The 19,018-nt window shown below is 55.9% G+C and carries 18 protein-coding genes; 12 read left to right on the plus strand and 6 right to left on the minus strand.

The features are described from left to right. Window positions 1–360 precede the first annotated feature (360 nt). Window positions 361–1,182: a DUF817 domain-containing protein gene (locus tag ACFSE1_RS00035; RefSeq protein ID WP_377395007.1), complete on the minus strand. Its 822-nt coding sequence runs from the start codon at window positions 1,180–1,182 to the stop codon at window positions 361–363. 100 nt (window positions 1,183–1,282) lie between these two features. Here ACFSE1_RS00035 and ACFSE1_RS00040 point away from each other — a divergent pair, with 100 nt between their 5' ends. Further along, window positions 1,283–1,705 (plus strand): ribosomal maturation YjgA family protein, encoded by a 423-nt coding sequence (locus tag ACFSE1_RS00040; RefSeq protein WP_377394718.1) that lies wholly within the window; start codon window positions 1,283–1,285, stop codon window positions 1,703–1,705. A 137-nt stretch (window positions 1,706–1,842) separates the two neighbouring features. On the opposite strand, the gene msrQ is transcribed toward ACFSE1_RS00040, so the two are convergent. Both msrQ and msrP read right to left on the minus strand, forming a co-directional pair. Beyond that, window positions 1,843–2,475 (minus strand): protein-methionine-sulfoxide reductase heme-binding subunit MsrQ, encoded by a 633-nt coding sequence (gene msrQ, locus ACFSE1_RS00045; RefSeq protein WP_377394721.1) that lies wholly within the window; start codon window positions 2,473–2,475, stop codon window positions 1,843–1,845. Next, window positions 2,475–3,416 (minus strand): protein-methionine-sulfoxide reductase catalytic subunit MsrP, encoded by a 942-nt coding sequence (gene msrP / locus ACFSE1_RS00050; protein WP_377394724.1) that lies wholly within the window; start codon window positions 3,414–3,416, stop codon window positions 2,475–2,477. The genes msrQ and msrP overlap by 1 nt, the downstream gene beginning before the upstream one ends. 240 nt (window positions 3,417–3,656) lie before the next feature. Here msrP and ilvD point away from each other — a divergent pair, with 240 nt between their 5' ends. Next, window positions 3,657–5,492 (plus strand): dihydroxy-acid dehydratase, encoded by a 1,836-nt coding sequence (gene ilvD / locus ACFSE1_RS00055; RefSeq protein WP_377394727.1) that lies wholly within the window; start codon window positions 3,657–3,659, stop codon window positions 5,490–5,492. Between the two features lie 255 nt (window positions 5,493–5,747). Further along, window positions 5,748–6,083 (plus strand): hypothetical protein, encoded by a 336-nt coding sequence (locus tag ACFSE1_RS00060; protein WP_377394730.1) that lies wholly within the window; start codon window positions 5,748–5,750, stop codon window positions 6,081–6,083. Here the strand turns inward: ACFSE1_RS00060 and ACFSE1_RS00065 are convergent. Further along, entirely contained in the window at window positions 6,080–6,424 is a 345-nt protein-coding gene (locus tag ACFSE1_RS00065; protein ID WP_377395010.1) for a lysozyme inhibitor LprI family protein, read from the minus strand. The genes ACFSE1_RS00060 and ACFSE1_RS00065 overlap by 4 nt on opposite strands. 234 nt (window positions 6,425–6,658) lie before the next feature. Here ACFSE1_RS00065 and ACFSE1_RS00070 point away from each other — a divergent pair, with 234 nt between their 5' ends. Both ACFSE1_RS00070 and ACFSE1_RS00075 read left to right on the plus strand, forming a co-directional pair. After that, on the plus strand, window positions 6,659–8,059 hold the full coding sequence (locus ACFSE1_RS00070; protein WP_377394733.1) for a DegQ family serine endoprotease: 1,401 nt from the start codon (window positions 6,659–6,661) through the stop codon (window positions 8,057–8,059). Beyond that, a complete protein-coding gene (locus tag ACFSE1_RS00075) occupies window positions 8,056–9,372 on the plus strand; it encodes a replication-associated recombination protein A (RefSeq protein ID WP_377394736.1) in 1,317 nt (438 codons plus the stop codon). Before ACFSE1_RS00070 ends, ACFSE1_RS00075 begins: the two co-directional genes overlap by 4 nt. 197 nt (window positions 9,373–9,569) lie before the next feature. On the opposite strand, the gene ACFSE1_RS00080 is transcribed toward ACFSE1_RS00075, so the two are convergent. Beyond that, the gene (locus ACFSE1_RS00080; RefSeq protein ID WP_377394739.1) at window positions 9,570–9,890 is read right to left on the minus strand and encodes a DUF1883 domain-containing protein; all 321 of its coding nucleotides are present in this window, start codon (window positions 9,888–9,890) and stop codon (window positions 9,570–9,572) included. 486 nt (window positions 9,891–10,376) lie between these two features. On the opposite strand from ACFSE1_RS00080, the gene ACFSE1_RS00085 reads away from it, so the two are divergent. The 5 genes from ACFSE1_RS00085 to ACFSE1_RS00105 all read left to right on the plus strand — a co-directional run bounded on the left by ACFSE1_RS00085 (window position 10,377) and on the right by ACFSE1_RS00105 (window position 14,535). Continuing rightward, window positions 10,377–10,856, plus strand: a complete 480-nt coding sequence (locus ACFSE1_RS00085) for a hypothetical protein (RefSeq protein WP_377394742.1) — start codon at window positions 10,377–10,379, stop codon at window positions 10,854–10,856. Between the two features lie 136 nt (window positions 10,857–10,992). Beyond that, on the plus strand, window positions 10,993–11,412 hold the full coding sequence (locus ACFSE1_RS00090) for a c-type cytochrome (protein ID WP_377394745.1): 420 nt from the start codon (window positions 10,993–10,995) through the stop codon (window positions 11,410–11,412). Between the two features lie 314 nt (window positions 11,413–11,726). Further along, the gene (locus ACFSE1_RS00095) at window positions 11,727–12,368 is read left to right on the plus strand and encodes an outer membrane protein (protein ID WP_377394748.1); all 642 of its coding nucleotides are present in this window, start codon (window positions 11,727–11,729) and stop codon (window positions 12,366–12,368) included. A 246-nt stretch (window positions 12,369–12,614) separates the two neighbouring features. Next, complete coding sequence (gene ftsZ / locus ACFSE1_RS00100) at window positions 12,615–13,592, plus strand: cell division protein FtsZ (RefSeq protein WP_377394751.1); 978 nt, start codon at window positions 12,615–12,617, stop codon at window positions 13,590–13,592. A gap of 130 nt (window positions 13,593–13,722) precedes the next feature. Continuing rightward, entirely contained in the window at window positions 13,723–14,535 is an 813-nt protein-coding gene (locus ACFSE1_RS00105; RefSeq protein ID WP_377394754.1) for an SDR family oxidoreductase, read from the plus strand. Between the two features lie 21 nt (window positions 14,536–14,556). Here the strand turns inward: ACFSE1_RS00105 and ACFSE1_RS00110 are convergent, their stop codons facing one another. Beyond that, a complete protein-coding gene (locus ACFSE1_RS00110) occupies window positions 14,557–15,384 on the minus strand; it encodes a hypothetical protein (protein ID WP_377394757.1) in 828 nt (275 codons plus the stop codon). 781 nt (window positions 15,385–16,165) lie between these two features. Between ACFSE1_RS00110 and ACFSE1_RS00115 the strand changes: the two genes are divergently transcribed. Next, the gene (locus tag ACFSE1_RS00115; protein WP_377394759.1) at window positions 16,166–17,065 is read left to right on the plus strand and encodes a hypothetical protein; all 900 of its coding nucleotides are present in this window, start codon (window positions 16,166–16,168) and stop codon (window positions 17,063–17,065) included. Between the two features lie 38 nt (window positions 17,066–17,103). Next, window positions 17,104–18,981: a tyrosyl-tRNA deacylase gene (locus tag ACFSE1_RS00120; RefSeq protein ID WP_377394761.1), complete on the plus strand. Its 1,878-nt coding sequence runs from the start codon at window positions 17,104–17,106 to the stop codon at window positions 18,979–18,981. Window positions 18,982–19,018 lie beyond the last annotated feature (37 nt).

Here is a 19,018-nt window from a genome sequence, read left to right on the forward strand (position 1 = left end):
AACTTCGCGGCAACCTGCTACATCGCAGCTATCGTGACATGGTGGAGCAATTGAGTCTGGAGCCTAGGGGCCGACCAGCCGGGAGGTTTGAATCGGACTGGATGCGCCTTCAATGGCGTAGGCAGTGCCGTTGTCGGCTCCATGTTCCCCATGGCGCTCAGTCTGCATACCCTCTCATGACCTCTAAGCAAAATGAGATCGGCAAGGGGGGAGAGAAGCGTCCTGTGGGACATTACTATCATGATGCGGCAGTTCATCGGACTCCAAAGGCACCGCGCAAATCCGACGGTAAATTCGCTCCAAATCCCGGTAGACTAAAAGGGATACTCCAAGCTGGACTGGGTTTGGTGAAGCTCACGCCTATTTGGGAATATAGATCGTTTCACGGATGTGCTTTAGCGATGCCACGATGGTGAAGGTCATGATGACCAGCAGCGTCCAGGAGCTCCATTTGCCGAGATGGACGGTGGACCATGCGCCGAGCTGGTTCGGATAGTGCCAGACTGCAAAGAAGGTCGACATGTTTTCCGCCACCCAGATGAAGAAGCCTATCAGAATGAAGGCAAGTAGCATCGGCATGCGCCGATCCTTGTCATACGGCCGGAAGATGACGGTGGTGCGCGCATAAAGTCCGATCGCGACAGCCGCGAGATAGCAACGATAGTCACCGATGAAATGGTGGGTGAAGAAATTGAGGTAGATGCCGAGGGCAACGAATGTCGCCATCCAGTAGGGCGGGTGATGCACAATGCGGACATCGAGGAGGCGCCAGGCCTGGATGATGTAGCTGCCAACGGCCGCATACATGAAGCCAGAGAAAAGCGGCACTCCGAGCAGTTTTGAGTAGGCAAAATCCGGGTAGGCCCAGGATTGTATGGCGCCGGATGTTTTATAGGCCTCCAGTATGAAGCCGACGACATGAAACAGGCAGATAGCTTTCAGCTCGTCCAGGGTTTCGAGCTTGGTCCATATCATCCAGCCCTGTATCGAGACGGCGATGATCAACAGGAGATCGTAGCGGGGGATGCCCAGCAGGCCGGCACGTGGGATGACGAAGATCGACACAAAGAACAAGCCTGCAAACAGGCAGGCTCTCGCTTCCTTGATGCCAAACAGCAGGAACTCGACTGTAAACCGCCGCATGCCCACGAGGGCTGCATCTGAGCGCTTGCGCATCAGCATTGCATCAAATGTCTGCAAGAAGCCGCTGCTCGCCTGGATGGCTGTCTGCATCTCTGTACACCGTTCTTGTTTTTTGATCGGTTGCCCTTACAGAGGTGGTATGGACAAATTCAAGGCAAGCTACAACCTCACGGCGCGTCGCGCCGCGCTCACTCTTCTTGTTATCCTCTGCGGCCTGATACTGCGTCTCACCGGCTATGACGTTGGATTACCCTATTTCATCGTCAAATATGGTGGATCGTTGCTTTGGGGCATGATGGTTTTCTGGCTCGTCGGCACACTGCTGTCTCGCAGATCTATTTTGCTCATCGCGCTCTGTGCCGCTGGCATTGCTGTGCTTACAGAATTCAGTCGGCTCTACCACACGCCCTGGCTGGATGCCTTTCGATTGACACTGGCGGGTGCGCTGATACTTGGCCGCATTTTTGCCTGGGCAAATATTTTTGCCTATCTCCTCGGAATTCTTCTGGCACTTGGCATCGAGTGGCGTTGCATGCAAAAGCGCTCTGGCCAGATGCAATAAATTGCGGCGTCGGCCTCTCCTGTCGGTTGCTCCTACCCTTGGATGTAAAAAGCGTGAGTGAGCTTGGGCCGACTGCCCTTTCTGCGTTTTTGCCCAATCACGCGCAAAGCCGATAAGTCATTATTGCTGGACATGCTCTAATTGAAGCGCACACGCCGCGCACGCTTCCAATCCAGCAATTTCGGTCGGATCAATCGGTAGACGAGAAGTGCTGTGACAAGAGACAGATAGATCACCGGTTCCAATGTCATGCTTTTGCGGGCGAGAATGAAATGCAAGATGCCACCCGCGATTATGAGATAGCTTAGCTTGTGCAGGCTACCCCAGCGGGATCCCAAGCGCTTGATCGACCAATTGTTGGAGGTGAGAGCCAGCGGAATGAGAAGCACCAGGCAGAGCATGCCAATGGTGATGTATGGACGACGCACAATGTCTGCCCAAACCGCACCCAGATTGAGTCGCAGGTCGAGCAGGGCGTAAACACCGAAATGCATCAGCACGTAATAGAAGCCGAGAAGACCGAGGGCCCGGCGGTATCTGAACCAGTTGATACCAGCGAGATCACGCAAGGGTGTGATCAGCAGGGCGGCTATCAGAAATCTCAGCGCCCATATGCCCAGGAGATGTTCAAACGTCTTCACCGGATTGAAGCCGAGACCACCTGTGGCGGCCTGATAGAAATACCAGGCCGCGGGAATAAGGCCGATCACGTAAAGGGCCCAGACACTCGGCCCCTGCAGCCGTTTCGGCAGGGCGGGAAGTGCTGGCATCAGTAATTGACCTTCAGGTCCATGCCCGCATAAAGGCTCGCCACTTCATCCGCATAACCGTTGAAGGGGAGGGTGGGACGACGTTCCGGGAAAAGTCCACCTTCGCCAATTCGCTGTTCGGTCGCCTGGCTCCAGCGCGGGTGATCCACGGCCGGGTTGACGTTGGAATAGAAGCCGTACTCGCGAGCGTTGGAATTTTTCCAGGTTGTTTCCGGCTGTTTTTCAACCAGCTTGATTTTCACGATGGATTTGATGCCCTTGAAGCCGTATTTCCACGGAACGACCAGTCGAATGGGGGCGCCGTTTTGATTGGGCAGCGTTTCGCCGTAGAGGCCAACCGCCAGGATTGTCAGCGGGTGGTTTGCTTCATCAAGCCGCAGTCCTTCGACGTAGGGCCAGGGAAGGGGCTGGAAGAAGCCGCTTTGTCCCGGCATCTCAGAGGGGCGGACAACTGTTTCGAAGGAAACGTATTTGGCGCTTCCTTGCGGCTCGACCTGATCCAGAAGCGCCTTCAGCGGAAACCCGATCCAGGGGATGACCATGGACCAGCCTTCCACGCAGCGCATGCGATAGGTGCGCTCCTCAAGCGGCATCTTGAGCAGTTCCTCAAGGCCGAAGGTTTTGGGCTTGTTGACGAGACCTTCAACGGAGACTGCCCATGGGGTTGGCTTGAAGTCACCGGAATTTTGCGCCGGATCAGACTTTCCGACGCCGAATTCATAGAAATTGTTGTAGCTCGTGACTGCGTCTTTCGGGGTCAGTTTCTCATCGAGCTTGTAGGGGCCGGGCATGGCCTGAAGCGGGGCGGCCACCGCTGTGGCGGCGGCACCACCCAGGGCAAAACCTGCGGCAGCTCCGCCTATGAAGGTGCGGCGGGACAGATAGATACCCTTCGGAGTGATTTCACGCGCTGGGATTTTGGGGGGCTGATACACGCTCATGGCACGGCTCTCTCGAAAGTGGATGCTGTTTCCTAACACTACGTAAGTCATTCGTTGAGTGTTTCACGCCTTTTGCAAATAAAGTGGCTGCGCACATTTTCGTGTCCGCGGCATCTCCATCGAGCGTACCGCTTTGACCTGAGCTGATAGTGACATGAATTTTGCTTTGGAGTAGGTAATCCTCACAATCAGGCTCGCTCGCTGGCTGGCGAGACAGCCCTTCCAATCGAGGATATTACCATGCCTGCATATCGGTCGAGAACCACGACACATGGCCGGAACATGGCGGGTGCGCGCGGTCTTTGGCGCGCTACCGGTGTGAAAGAAAGCGATTTCGGCAAGCCCATCATTGCTGTCGTGAATTCGTTCACGCAGTTCGTGCCGGGCCACGTTCACCTGAAGGATCTTGGTCAGCTTGTCGCGCGAGAAATCGAAGCGGCGGGCGGTATCGCCAAGGAATTCAACACGATCGCCGTGGATGATGGCATCGCCATGGGCCATGACGGGATGCTCTACTCGCTGCCTTCGCGCGAAATCATTGCTGATTCCGTCGAGTATATGGTCAATGCCCATTGCGCAGACGCCATGGTGTGCATCTCCAACTGCGACAAGATCACGCCCGGCATGTTGAATGCGGCCATGCGCCTGAATATTCCGGCTGTCTTCGTGTCCGGCGGTCCGATGGAAGCGGGCAAGGTCGTGCTGCACGGCAAAACCGTGGCGCTCGATCTGGTCGATGCCATGGTGGCAGCTGCCGATGAGAACATGTCTGACGAAGATGTGAAGACCATCGAGCGCTCGGCCTGTCCGACCTGCGGTTCCTGCTCTGGCATGTTCACCGCCAATTCCATGAACTGTTTGACCGAAGCGCTGGGCCTTTCGCTGCCAGGCAACGGCTCGACGCTGGCAACACATTCGGACCGCAAGCGCCTGTTCGTGGAAGCTGGCCATCTGATCGTGGACCTCGCCCGTCGTTACTATGAGCAGGAAGACGATAGCGTTCTGCCGCGCAATATCGCGACAAAGCAGGCCTTCGAGAATGCCATGGCGCTCGATATCGCCATGGGCGGTTCTACCAACACTGTTCTGCACATTCTGGCCGCTGCCTATGAAGGTGGTGTCGATTTCACCATGGACGATATTGATCGTCTGTCCCGCAAGGTTCCATGCCTTTCGAAGGTTGCGCCCGCCAAGCAGGACGTGCACATGGAAGATGTGCACCGCGCCGGCGGCATCATGCGCATTCTGGGCGAGCTGGAACGCGGGGGGCTGCTGAACACCGATTGCAAGACGGTGCATGAGGCAACGCTGGGTGATGCCATCAACCGTTGGGACATTACCCGCACGAATTCCGAAACGGTGCGTACCTTCTTCAAGGCAGCGCCGGGCGGCGTGCCAACGCAGGTAGCCTTCTCCCAGTCATCGCGTTGGGATGAACTGGATACCGACAGCGAAAAGGGCGTGATCCGTTCCGTGGAGAAACCCTTCTCCAAGGATGGTGGTCTGGCTGTGCTCTACGGCAATATTGCCCTTGATGGCTGCATCGTGAAGACGGCAGGCGTGGACGAATCGATCCTGAAATTCTCAGGTCCTGCGAAGGTCTATGAAAGCCAGGATGCAGCCGTTAAGGCCATCCTCGGCAACGAGGTTGTGGCAGGTGATGTTGTGGTCATCCGCTACGAAGGGCCGAAGGGTGGGCCGGGCATGCAGGAAATGCTCTACCCAACGAGCTATCTGAAGTCCAAGGGTCTCGGTAAAGCCTGTGCACTCATCACCGATGGCCGTTTTTCCGGCGGCACATCCGGTCTGTCCATCGGCCACGCTTCTCCCGAAGCAGCCAACGGCGGCGCGATCGGCCTCGTGCGGGACGGTGATCTGATTGAAATCGACATTCCGAACCGCAGCATCAATCTCAAGATCAGCGATCAGGAGCTTGAGGAGCGTCGCGCAGAGCAGGATCGGCTGGGCTGGAAGCCGGCCAATCCGCGCAAGCGCAATGTCACGACAGCACTCAAAGCCTATGCTGCTTTCGCATCCAGTGCAGATAAAGGTGCGGTTCGCATTCTGCCTGAATAATTTTCGTTTGTAGAGCATCTATCAGAGACCGTCCCGCTCACCTGCGGGGCGGTCTTTTTGTTTCATGTATATGATAGTTGATTGTATTCATGCGGGTGTGTTCGTATCAATCCACGTTGAAAGAAATACTCTGTTACAGACACCTCTAGCATATTCATTCTGTATTCATCGGGTCATAGCATTGTGGGTGATGTCGGATGGGTGGAGAAAATTCTGTCCGGATAACCTCAATACTTTCCCATCGGGGACCAATAGATGAAGCGAATTTTCACTGTGGCTGCACTCTTCATGGTGGGGCTTTCCGCGTCTGCCCAGGCCAGCGACTACGCCTTTCGGCTACATAACCGGGCGCAGGGTTACACCATCAACGGTTTCTACACCTATCAGAACGGACGCTGGAGCGAGAACTGGCTGGATGGCAGGGTGCGCCCTGGCCAAGCCATCGACCTTGACTGGTTCAGCAATGAAGGCGATTGCGTTGTTCCCTTTCGTGTGAGCTGGGACAATTACGGCGCTGATGATTTCAAGCTCGACTGGTGCAAGGGCGTCAGCAATGTTTACATGAAAGACAAAGGCTTCAGCTGGGATTAGAGCGGGCGAATGAGACTCTTATAGGCCTCTTCCAGCTGCCGCATCCGCTCCTGATAGGCTGAGCGGATGCAGGCAGCGTCTGAGCCACAGGCCTGCCGCTTCTTCAGCCATGCAGATTGTTCGTCGCGCAGAGTGTCGCGATTGCCCATGGGCACAAGGCCCGTCAGAATGTCGAATGTGGTGACCATCTTGACATCAAGATCGTTGAGGGTCCGATCTTCACAGATTACCTTTTCATCCACCGCCAGATCCGTCTTTGCGCAATCGAAGCTAGCGGCCTGTGCGTGAAGCGGCAACAGTGGGGCAGCGCCCGCCATCACGACAAGGCCGATCAGTGCCATTCGGAATTTCTTTGAACGCATCGCATTTTCTCCAACGCATCTTCGCCTGGGAGGGGAAGACCAACCCCAGGGCAGGGATTACGGCGAGGGACGAAAAAAGTTCCCAAAACAGCAGGAGATCATTCAGGTGCTGGCGAACCTGCGGCCGGTCTGGGGAAACTCCATTTTCAGCCATCTTTCCTTTTTAGCGTTCGAGGCTACAAGTACATCATCATAGGAAACGTGAGGAATCACATGCCGAGCTTGCCGAAAAGTATCTCCTGCGCCGCGATGGCACTGGCTTTGATGCTGCCTCTATCGGTTTCTGCTCAAGACAAGGTTGCGCCGCGCAGCCAGGCGGAAATGCAGATGTCCTTTGCGCCCTTGGTGAAGCAGACCGCTGGCGCCGTGGTCAATGTCTATGCCGAGCGGGTGGTGCAAAGGCTGAATCCTTTCGCGGGCGATCCCTTTTTTGAGCAGTTCTTCGGTCAAAGGATGCCGAACCGCTCGGAGAAGCAGTCCTCCCTCGGCTCTGGTGTCATTGTGTCGCACAACGGCCTGGTGATGACCAACAATCATGTCATTCAAGGCGCGGACGACATCAAGATTGCCTTGCCGGACGGACGTGAATTCCCCTGCGAAGTGATTCTGAAGGATGAGAGCATCGATCTGGCTGTGCTGCGCATCAAGGCGAAGGAAGAATTTCCGGTGCTGGCTATCGGTAACTCGGATGCCGTCGAAGTGGGCGATCTGGTTCTCGCCATCGGCAACCCCTTCGGCGTCGGGCAAACAGTGACCAGCGGTATCGTTTCGGCTCTGGCGCGAAACCAGGTGACAGAGGGCGATGTCGGTTTCTTTATCCAGACAGACGCCTCGATCAATCCCGGTAATTCGGGTGGCGCGCTGATGAACATGAATGGCGAGCTGATCGGCATCAATACCGCCATCTTCTCCCGTGGAGGTGGGTCGAACGGCATCGGTTTTGCGATTCCTGCAAACCTGGTGAAGGTGTTCCTGAAAGCGGCGGAGGAAGGCAAGAAGACATTTGAGCGACCTTACGTCGGGGCGACATTCCAGCCGGTTACATCCGAAGTCGCGGAGGCGCTTGGCCTCAAGACTGCACGCGGGGCGCTGGTGGTGAATGTGACCGAAGGCGGACCCGCCGATAAGGCCGGCCTCAAGCCCGGCGAAGTTGTCACTGCGGTCAATGGCGTGGCGGTCGAGCATCCGGATGCGCTCTGGTATCGTCTTACCACGGCTGGGCTCGGAAATTCGGCCGCGCTTACGGTCCAGCAGGCGGGCACGACGAACAAGTTGACGCTGCGGCTGGGCGCTGCCCCTGAAACCACGCCGCGTGACGAGCGCCTCATTGAGGGCCGTAATCCCTTCGCTGGCCTGCGCGTTGCCAACCTCTCTCCAAGGCTGGCGACTGAACTTCGCCTGCCAGCAGACAAGACCGGGGTGGTTGTGAGTGAAGTGGTGCGCAATTCTCCTGCGGGTCGATTGGGTTTCCAGGCTGGCGACATCATTGTTGCGGTAAATGGCGATCCGGTTCCTTCCACCAAGGCAATGGCGGTTTTGGTGGAAGACAATCCGGGCTTCTGGCGCGTTGAAATCGAGCGTGACGGACAGCGGATTCGTCAATTCTTCCGATGAGCGATGATCTGTTTTCCCCGAGAGTGCCGGAGGCCGTTGCGAATAGACGGCCTTTGGCCGATCGCCTTCGCCCCACATCATTGGCAGAGGTGACAGGGCAGGCGCATCTTACCGGAGAGGATGGGGCGCTGCGCCGGATGATCGATTCCGGCTCCCTCGGCTCGATGATCTTCTGGGGGCCGCCTGGCACCGGGAAAACCACGGTCGCCCGGCTTCTTTCCGGTGAGGCAGGTTTGGCCTTCGAGCAGATATCGGCAATTTTTTCAGGTGTTGCCGATCTGAAAAAGGTGTTTGAGACCGCACGTGTCCGGCGCATGGACGGGCGCCAGACGCTGCTGTTCGTGGATGAGATCCACCGTTTCAACCGCGCCCAGCAGGATAGTTTTCTGCCAGTCATGGAAGATGGCACCGTTATTCTGGTCGGGGCCACCACCGAAAATCCAAGCTTCGAGTTGAATGCGGCTCTTCTGTCGCGTGCCCGCGTGCTGACATTTCACTCCCATGATGAGGCAAGCCTTAGCGAATTGCTGATACGTGCAGAAGCTGTTGAAGCGCGTGCTCTGCCACTGGATGACGATGCGCGCGCCACCCTGCTACGTATGGCCGATGGTGATGGCCGCGCTGTGCTGACGCTGGCCGAAGAGGTATGGCGGGCTGCCCGCCCTGATGAGGTCTTCGACGTCGCCGGGCTCACGCGGATCGTGCAACGGCGCGCTCCCGTTTATGATAAAAGCCAGGATGGCCATTACAATCTGATTTCGGCGCTTCACAAATCCGTCCGGGGGTCGGATCCCGATGCAGCACTTTATTACCTCTGCCGCATGCTCGATGCGGGTGAAGACCCGCTTTATCTCGGCCGCAGACTGGTGCGCATGGCGGTGGAAGACATCGGGCTGGCCGATCCACAGGCTCTCGTCATCTGCAACGCGGCCAAGGACGCCTATGATTATCTAGGCTCGCCTGAAGGGGAGCTGGCCCTTGCCGAAGCCTGCGTTTATCTTGCCACAGCCCCGAAATCCAATGGTGTCTACACGGCCTATAAGGCGGCGATGCGGGCTGCCAAGCAGAACGGGTCTCTGCTGCCGCCCAAGCACATCTTGAATGCGCCGACCAAGCTCATGAAGGGTGAGGGGTATGGTGATGGCTACCGATATGATCATGACGAACCGGATGCCTTTTCTGGTCAGGACTATTTTCCGGAAAAGATGGGGCGGCAAACCTTCTACGATCCGCCCGAGCGTGGCTTCGAGCGGGAAATTCGCAAGCGGTTGGACTGGTGGAACAAATTGCGCCGTGAGCGATCACAGTCTTGAGGCCGGCATTCGTTCCGGTCAGACTTCGGTGAGCTGAACGCTTTCTTTATCCGTCTGGGTGCAAAGCCGCTGACGCAGCTTTACTGAACATGCCCCCGGAAAGGCTGTTGCATTCCTCTGGATTAGTCCCTTGCGCTGCAAGTCTGTGGAGCGATGAACATCGCGCAGAACCGTTTCCCGGTTTTGCGCGACCTCAATCAGGACGCCTTCTGCCTTGGTGCAGGAATGCTGTTTACTGGTGGAGTCACCATTTTTACCGAAGAGTCCGCAAGTCCGTGATGCCCTTCCGCATCGACGAGAAGATGCCAATGGCCATCCTCCGGGATCACCATTCGCACAGGCGCTTTCTTCGCAACGCCCCCGACATATTTGAAATCCAGACGCTCCTGAAAGCGCTGCCAATTGGTCGCATTCAGGAGGCGCACATTGTTCACCGCGCTGAGTGAAACTTCAATCGTCGTGCCTGCCCGTAGTTGCTTGAGATCATAATGGGTGAAACGAAAATTGGGGCCTGACATTCCAAACTCCGGCATCATTGAATTAAGCGCGATTAACCTAGCAATAGTAGGTTAAGGATCGGTGGAACCAAGACTTTGCTTTTTCGTTGTCTAGGCACGGCGAGCGGATTTCCCCATCTGTTTCGCCCGGTGTCGCGGCCCGGTCTCCCCTGCCAAAATGGCCGCCACAAGTCCCATAACATGATCTCCAGTCATGTGCCCCGCTGAACCCCAGGGTTTGGCGGGGCTTTGTTATTGCCAGACGGCAAGCGTGCGGCCGGAAGCGTATCGGCGGCAACAGGATTATATATCTTAATATTAATTCAATCTAAAATTATAGATTCCTAAGAATATGGCTTTATTTCTCTATATCGTGCCGTAATAGATATGAAATTTTTGTGTTGATATACAGATTAATAAAAAATTAATTGACTTGTATTGCTGCCTGCAACAACATTCATCTCGTAATGCCGTTGTTTTTCGAGTATATTATAGGGGAATAAAAAAATGACAGCAATCAAGGGCGCAGGTGGAGAAGGACGCGGAATGCAGGGCGGCATGCCCGGTATGCACGGCGGGCAAGGCCCGAAAGGCGCGAAGGGTCCGGAAGGTGCAAAAGGCCCGGAAGGCCAGCATGCCAAGCATGGCCCAAAGGGTGAGCATGGTGGTGGTAAGGCATGGCCGTCAGATTTCGGTGGCGGAATGTCGCACTTTGCAGCTGGTGGCCCTAAGGGCATGGGTGCGAAGGGCGGCATGGGGCCTGATGATGCCATGGGTGCGAAGGGCGCAAAGGGCGGCATGGGGCCAGGAGAGGGCATGGGCGATATGTCCATGATGCAGCCTCCTCCGGGCATGATGGGTGCGGGCGGTCCTGATGCTGCCGGTTTCGGCTGTGGCGGCAAAGGTGGTCCGGCTGACCAGATGTCGGAGGCGCCGAAGCAGGAACAGGCCGGAGCGGCCCAGGCGGAAGCTGCTGCCGCTGCTTGATCGCGTTGCGGCGACTTTAATCTTCAGATTGCCCATCCTGAATGTTGTCAGGATGGGCAACTCGCATTTTCTGGCGGCTGGCAGAGTTGCCGGTATGCCCCCTTTCACATTCAGCGGGTATCAGCGATGATGCTCCATGATGTTTGTGCCTTGCTCTATTCAGCCGCCCTGCCTCGTTAACCTTGCGAAGGGCTTAGGTTTCGTTCTGTTGATGATCGTGATGTGCGCCGATCCTGCATGGTCTGCAGATCCTGTGAAAGGCAAGCGCACCTTCCAACAATGTGCCTCTTGTCACTCCATTGATACGAACAGCAACGGATTTGGTCCCAGCCTCAAAGGTATCCTCGGACGCAAGGCGGGCGCGCTGGCCGAATACAGCTATTCGCCAGCCATGAAGAAGGCCGGCGAAGACGGTCTGGTCTGGGATGAGGCGGCACTGGCTGAGTTTCTCTCCAGCCCAAAGAAGAAGGTGCCGGGAACATCCATGCGATTTTTTGGTCTTTGGTTCCAGTCACAGATCGACGACGTCATCGCCTACATCAAATCGGCGAGCTAGCGCGTTCTCGTAAAGCTGGGTTAGCGGTTTTGGCCCTGGACCGCGTCAAACAAAAAAGCAGAGCATTTCGGATACATCCGTTCCAGTCGGACATTCTCTGACGTCGCATCACTGCAGTGTGATCGCCGCGCCTGGCGGTTTTGGTGCTGCGCCTCGTCTGGTTAAGGATGTCTTTATAACTTCGTGACAATACTATCCGTCATGGCACCGGCTGCGGCATTGCTCAGGGGCAAGGTTTGCAATGCAATGCACCGGGGTGTGAACCGATGATCGCCTGCGCATTGGCCGCATGCAGGCTGTGTATGGAGTTAGTCATGTTTAAGAATAAGCTTGCTCTGGCAGTTCTTGCCAGCCTCACCGCCCCCGTTGCCGTAACCTCTGTTTCGGCAGCCGATCTTACCAATTATTCCGAGCCGCCGACCTATAACGAGCCTGCTGTCCGTTCTGGTGGCACGTGGGATGGCGCTTATGTCGGCGCGCATGCCGGTTCCGTTTCCCGCCGCATTAATCCTTTTGCCGGAGGCAAGGGCCTGGATGCAGGTATTCAGGGCGGCTACAATGCTGATGTTGGCGGTGTTGTCGTCGGTGGCGAGGGCGAGCTGTCCTACCTCGGCGATGCCCGTGTTCGTGTTCCCGGTGGCGAGCTTAAGGAGCGTCATCGTCTGGGCCTGAAGGCCAAGGCTGGCGTTCCGATGGATCAGACACTGATTTATGGCACAGCTGGTCTCGCCATGACGAACTTCCGTGATAACGGCGGCGTTGCTGGCCCGGATGGCTGGAAGGCTGGCTATATCGTGGGCGTCGGCGTCGAGCAGAAGCTGAATGACAAGATCTCCGCGAAGGTTGAATACAACTACACCGGAACGCCTAACTTGCGCAGCTTCGCCAATGGCGCCGTTTCCGAGCGTGACGTTCATGACCACACCGTCAAGGCTGGCCTGAACTACCACTTCTAATCGCTGCCCTCGGCAGGAAAATGTGGCTCTCCCATCCATTGGGGGAGCCATTTTGGTTTTTCGGCGCTTTTGAGCCACAAAAGGCCTTAATTCTCAGGACATGGAACAAGAGAATGGCCTGCCGGGAAGGAATTGAAATCCGTTACTTCGGTCCGGCAATGACACCTTGTATGTGCTAGTGTGCCGCCCGATTCGCAGCGCCTTTTCCTCGTTCGGCGCGCAGCATAGATTTTGATGGAGAGACGAATGACCGACGCCAGGAGCGGCATTTCCGGACTGCAGCCGCACATCACCGTGATTGGTGTTGGCGGTGGAGGCGGTAACGCAATCAACAACATGATTGCAGAGGAACTGCAAGGTGTTGAATTTATTGCCGCCAACACGGATGCGCAGGTTTTGGCGACCTCCCGCGCCAATCGCCGCATTCAGCTTGGTGCGCATGTAACCGAAGGTTTGGGCGCAGGTTCGCTGCCGGATGTGGGCCGTGCCGCGGCAGAAGAGTCGATTGATGAGATCATGGATCATCTGTCCGGCTCGCATATGTGCTTCGTCACTGCAGGCATGGGCGGCGGCACTGGAACCGGCGCCGCACCGGTCATTGCGCGCGCGGCGCGCTCTGCGGGTATCCTGACGGTCGGCGTCGTGACTAAGCCCTTCGCATTTGAAGGAAATCGCCGCATGCGTACGGCGGAAGCCGGTATCGAGGAACTGCGAGATGCAGCCGACACCGTCATCGTGATCCCGAACCAGAATCTCTTCCGCATTGCCGATGCCAAAACGACCTTCGCCGATGCGTTTATGACGGCGGATCGCGTGCTTTTCGCAGGCGTTGGCTGCATCACCGATCTGATTGTAAAGGAAGGTCTCATCAACCTCGACTTCGCTGACGTGAAATCCGTCATGCGCGGCATGGGCCGGGCGATGATGGGCACCGGAGAAGCGGAAGGGCAGGGCCGCGCCATGCGCGCCGCAGAAGCCGCCATCGCAAATCCGCTTCTGGACGATATTTCCGTTCGCGGCGCACGCGGCGTGCTGATCTCCATTTCCGGCGGCATGGATATGACGCTGTTTGAAGTCGATGAAGCTGCAAGCCGCATTCGTGATGAAGTGCAGGATGAGGCTGATATTGTCGTGGGCGCGATTTTCGATCGCAACCTCGATGGCCGCTTCCGCGTATCTGTCGTGGCGACAGGACTGGAAGGCCAGGCAATCGCCGCAGAGTGAATTTTGCGGACAGATGACTTGAAGGTGCGGCGGGGCTGGAAACGGCTCCGCCGCTTCCTTTTGGGCTCTATGCAGGTGCTCTCATAAGCCTTATCCCTTTCTGCGGAGATTTGGAGGGAGAGGAGAGGGCATGAGCCGTATTGATGGAAAAGTCGCGGTTATCACGGGTGGCACGCAAGGGCTAGGTGCGGCAGTGGCAGAGCAGTTTGCCCAGGCCGGCGCAGCGGGCATTGTGATTATTGGGCGCGATGCCGAAAAGGGTAAAGCTGTCGCGAGCCGGTTGACAGAGGCAACGGGTATTGCCGTTGACATGATCGCGGCTGACCTCGCAGATATCGACGCGGTCCGCGGGATCATTCCTGCAGCAGACAAACGCTTCGGACGGGTTGATATTCTGGTCAATGCGGCGGGGCTCACCGATCGCGGCAATATTCTCAACACCACGCCAGATTTGTTCGACCGCATGTTCGCGGTGAACACCCGTGCGCCGTTTTTCCTGTTGCAGGATGCAGCCAGGGTGATGATCCGCGAACAAATCGAGGGCAGGGTGGTGAATATTGGCTCCATGTCCAGCCTTGCGGGCCAGCCCTTTCTCGCTCCCTACTCCGCTTCCAAGGGTGCGCTGGCGACGCTTACCCGCAACGCCGCATTTTCGCTGATGCGCCATCGCATCCATGTGAACCAGCTGGATATCGGCTGGATGAACTCAGACCACGAACGCAAGCTCATCCTGTCCGAGACCGGCGATCCCGACTTTATTGACCGGGCCGCCGCGCAAAAACCATTTGGTCGCATTCTGGACCCCAAGGAAGTGGCCCGCACGGTGCTGTGGATGGCATCTGACGAAAGCGGCATGATGACTGGCGCGGTTATCCCCTTCGATCAATCCGTCTATGGCGGTTATGACGATGCACCTGTGCCTGTCGGCAAGCTGGAGGAGTAGGCGTTACCTTCCAGCCTCACCCTAGCATTTCAACATCCAGACGATGGATGCAAATTGATATGCGAGATCCCGCAATACATTGCCTCTTAGTGATGGGCTAGGGCTTACTTTCATATCTCGTTCCGTCCGAGCCAAGATTCCGATTTCCTCCGCTTTGGCAAAGATTTTGGTAATGTGGGCTCGACTGACATTGTAGGAGGCGGCATGAGCCTTTCGGGAAAAGAAGACGCCAGATACCGGCCAATCTGCTGCCATGCAGGTGGCAATCAGATCCAGAAGCAGCGGGAATCCGGCTGCGTGACCGGAGAATAATCGCGTCTCGACACTAAATGGAACGCCTTCACCTGCGAAAGTGAGAAGGTTATATAATTTTGTTATGACACTTTCTGTGTCCGTCGTTGCATGTCTGTACGATTTTTCATTGTCGATTTGGCGCCAAGGCCGTGCAGCTTCAATATAGGCTACCGCCAGCGCCTGAACCCCCGCTTGAAGCCAACCAACGACTGACAAGGGCCGGGTTCTGCGGTCCGCATATAAGGCGGGTCTCGTTACTGTTTCTTCCCACTCCAACCACTCAAAAATGGCTCTCACCCGCCGACCGGATGCCCATCGTCGTTTCACGATGAGCGACTGCACAGAGGAATAGGTAAATTGGCCCCCATTCTCCGATGCGATTCCCTTCGCGCAGACCACCATAGCCAAGGCGCCAAAGTCGCCGACGGCGCGAACGAGCCGTGGCTCGGATTTGAATACCTTTGGAACGGTTTGGCATATCAGCGCTACAGATGAAAGAAACGCAGGATCGACGAGAATCCTATTGACCGTAGGAAGCAGTTCCAGATGAAACATGTTGAGTTCTAGAGATCAATGTACGTTGTTAAGTTGAGTAACTTTTGGTGAAATTATCGTCATCGTATTAACCTAAGATTGCATGCCGAGGTGATGCATCAATGGCGTTGACTCGTGAATATGCGCTCACTCATTACCGGTATTTTGTTTGAGAGTGCTATAGAAATCTCGCTGATCTACTAATGGAATTCGCGAACTTATCTCCCCGGCAGAGCATCAGCGCCAATGTGCCAGCGATCGGGTACGTCTCTCCAGAAATGCTGATTTTCCTGATTAATATGCTGTGAATACATATGCTTACATGGGGTGCACCGTTCGCACTCCCTTCGCTTTCAGCAAATTTTCTAGCAGACAACCCTTCACGGGTTGAGAAGGTGGGCTGGTTCGCCATTCCCCCGAACCCGTCGAGTGGTGGCTGCCGCCGCGAAAAATTGGCGCCTCCTTTTTGCTGTCAGCAGGCATCGGTTTCCGTGTGCGTCCTGGGGTTTCTGCACGCAATTGCGTGCAGTTTGTTGCACTGTTTGCCGTTACGGTTTCGAGCGATTGTTCCCTCATGAGTTGCGGCGCTGGACCAGCAGTGCGGTGATGAAAAACACTCAGCTTGCTTCGTGATGGCGGAGCAAAAGGGCTGTCACACACGGAACTTCGTCGCAGTTCAATAAAACTGAAATCTCATTTTCCAACGAAGCTTATCGGCTGCCGCGCTTGCGCGGTCCGAGGTGTCGATCTGCGCCTGAACACCAGCAGCGCTGATCATCGCCTAAAATTAACGAGGTCAATCATGCGTTTGAAATCATATATCTTGTTGGCGACGGCATCGTTCGCCTTTCAGGCGGGCCTCTTAGGTCTGCCCGCCAATCATCTGGCCCATGCGGACGTTCTTTCTTCGCAGCAACTGGAACAATTTCAAGCAGAGTTACAGCGTGTCGAAGACGGGCGTAAAGGCCTCACCTCCCAGGCAGACTGCCTGAAAAATTTCGTCGTGAAGCAGCAGGAGTTTGTGTCGGAGCGTGAATTAGCGCTTGGCGAAGCGCTTAATCGGCAACACGCTTTGGAAGCGCGCGTAGCTCAGCTTCAGCAGGAATTTCACGGTCATGCCGCCCTTCTACAGGCGGAGAGCGTTAATATGGCGCAGCGGGCTGCGGCTGTCGAGCATGCTCGCAGGGAGCGGGACGAACAGGCTGCGCGGCTGAAAACCTGCAACGATGTTCTCTTCTTTCTTCCCGGCATCTGCAAGGCCGGTGAAGAAGCAGTCATTGGTATCGGCTGGATGAATAATGCCGAGGCCGACTTGCGAGCGGCAGAACCGCGCCTTCGTGAAGCGCAAAACGGGTTCAATGAGGTGCAGCAACGGTTGGCCCAAAGCAGCCAGCAGCTGGCTGAAACCCAGCAGGACCACCAGAGGATTCGCGAGGTCGTTACGCAAACGGAGCTGACGATTGCTCATACGAAGGCAGCCAATTCTCGCATCAACGAAAAGATCCAGGATTTCAACCGACTTGCCGTGAACTTCTCCGCCACACTGGGGGATGCGGCTGATCTGGATATGGATGATGTCCGCCTACGCACAATCAACCGTCTGATTGAAGAGGGGCGTTCTCTCACCTCCGCCATGCCTGCCTTCATCGAGGTCACGAGATCCGAGCTGCCGGAAGAGGCGCGCCGGACCTGCTCCCTGTGAGCACAAACTGACAACCATAACACTAAAAGGAAATCTGTATGACCAACGTCATTCAATTCGAAAGCCGCGAGGCTGCTATCGATCAGGCCATCAATGCGGGCGTTGAAGCCATCATTGCTCAACCCAAGTTGGAGCTTCCCCAGTCAGACTCTCCCATGGTTCAGTCCTACGTTGATAAGATCCAGGGTACCTACAATGTGGAGCGGGCAAAGCGCGATACGGATAACGCAATCGATCTTCTCTACATCGCCTATAACACAACGCCGCAAACCAACCCGGATGTGCGCGTCAGCATTACGTCGATCATGAACAAGCTCATCGCACTCCAGCAAAAAAGTGAGCTTACCATGCGAGGGGCGATGAAAACGGCCAATTCAATCGGTAAGGAGCTTGGAGATGCTGTTCCCGATTGGTTGGATATTAAGGAGGCCGCAGATCAAACCGAGATTAAGGGCTTCCTTTCAAAAGACGTGGTGAAGATAGCCAAGAAAATCCGCGATCAGGCCCTAAAAATCCGAGATGATTTGCTTGCCATTGCTAAAGCTTATGACGAAGTAATTATACAGACAGTCCAGACCACCGCCAAGACAGAGACGGCGTTGGGCGAGAAAATGATGAAGAAGGAACAGCTTCAGAAGGAAATCAATGAGACCAATGCACGGCGCGCTCAGCTGGAAACACTCGTTGCCGACCTGACGGCCCAGGTTGCAAACTTCGAAAAGAAGGCGCGCGAATACGAGCAGAAAGCCAATACCGCTGAAGAGCGCGCTTTCGTGATGTCGATTGTTCGTATGGGCGCACAGTTGATCTCCAACGCCATTCCGGCTGTTGCCGCCGCCGCCGGTGGTCCGGCCACCATGATCATGTCGGCCATGGCCGGTTCTATGGGTGGGCAAGGCAAACCAGCCGGAAATGATTTTGCCGATCCGTCGAATGGCAACGGTAATCGCGCTCCGCAAAATGCCGGAGCAGGCAATGCGAAGGATATCGCGAGCCAGAAAACAAAACTGTCAGAAGAGCAGGGAGTTCTGAAAAGGCAGGAAGCCTTGCGCGACGAACAGAAGACCCAGTTGGCGGAAGTAAAAAGCGCGAGAGACAAAATTGCCGCCGATGAAACGGCAAAGGTCGCGGGTTCACCCAAGGCGGTAGAACTGGCAGAATTTGACAAGAGGATTGCCGATAACACAGCCAAGCTGGAACAGCAGGAGCGCGTGGTTGCGGACAAGCAGTCTGCCGTGTCTCAGCTTCAAGCCGCAATCGATGCTCTCGATAAGGGGCTCGAAACAATGTCTCAACGTCAGCAGGATCAGGCCGATACGCTGCGTAATATGCAAATGCAAATGATTGAGCGGGCGGAAGCCTATGAGAAGGAGCGTCGTAACCAGGCTTCCGAACTGGTCAAGCTTTCTGCTCTGCTGGTTGGTAAACGCCAGGAGGAGGATAACCTGGAGCTTTGCGTTCGGTCTCTCGGCATGAGCATCACGGCGTTGAAGCGCATGAAAGAGATCGTCGAGGAAATGGCGTTCTTCTTCAAGAACTTCGCAGACTTCATGCAATGCGTGGCCGATGATGCGGGCAGGCAGGTGACGGCCATTGAAGACGTGGCTGAAACGGAAGTCATCCGCAAGCACCGGTTTGCTCAGTTGATCCGTTCTGTCGATGAATTTTTCATCAAGCAGACCGCACAGTGGTTTGCCACCGGCATCGTCTGCGACAGGTTCACACAGAGCTTTGCAGATGGTTGGACCAAGCTGAACAAGCTGAGTGGAGATTACCTCACTGGCGAACGCCTGACGGAATACCTGAACACCGCAGCCAACAAAATCAGCGAGATTGTTGCGGAACGCCAAGCCGCAGCAGATGCGAAAATCGCGACGCTGAACGACTATCGAAACAAGGTTTCCAAGCAAGCCTGATTTTGTTTCCGGCGCGTGTGACCCCTCAACCGCCGTC

Source organism: Affinirhizobium helianthi (assembly GCF_042680945.1).
Taxonomy (GTDB): Bacteria; Pseudomonadota; Alphaproteobacteria; order Rhizobiales; family Rhizobiaceae; genus Neorhizobium; species Neorhizobium helianthi.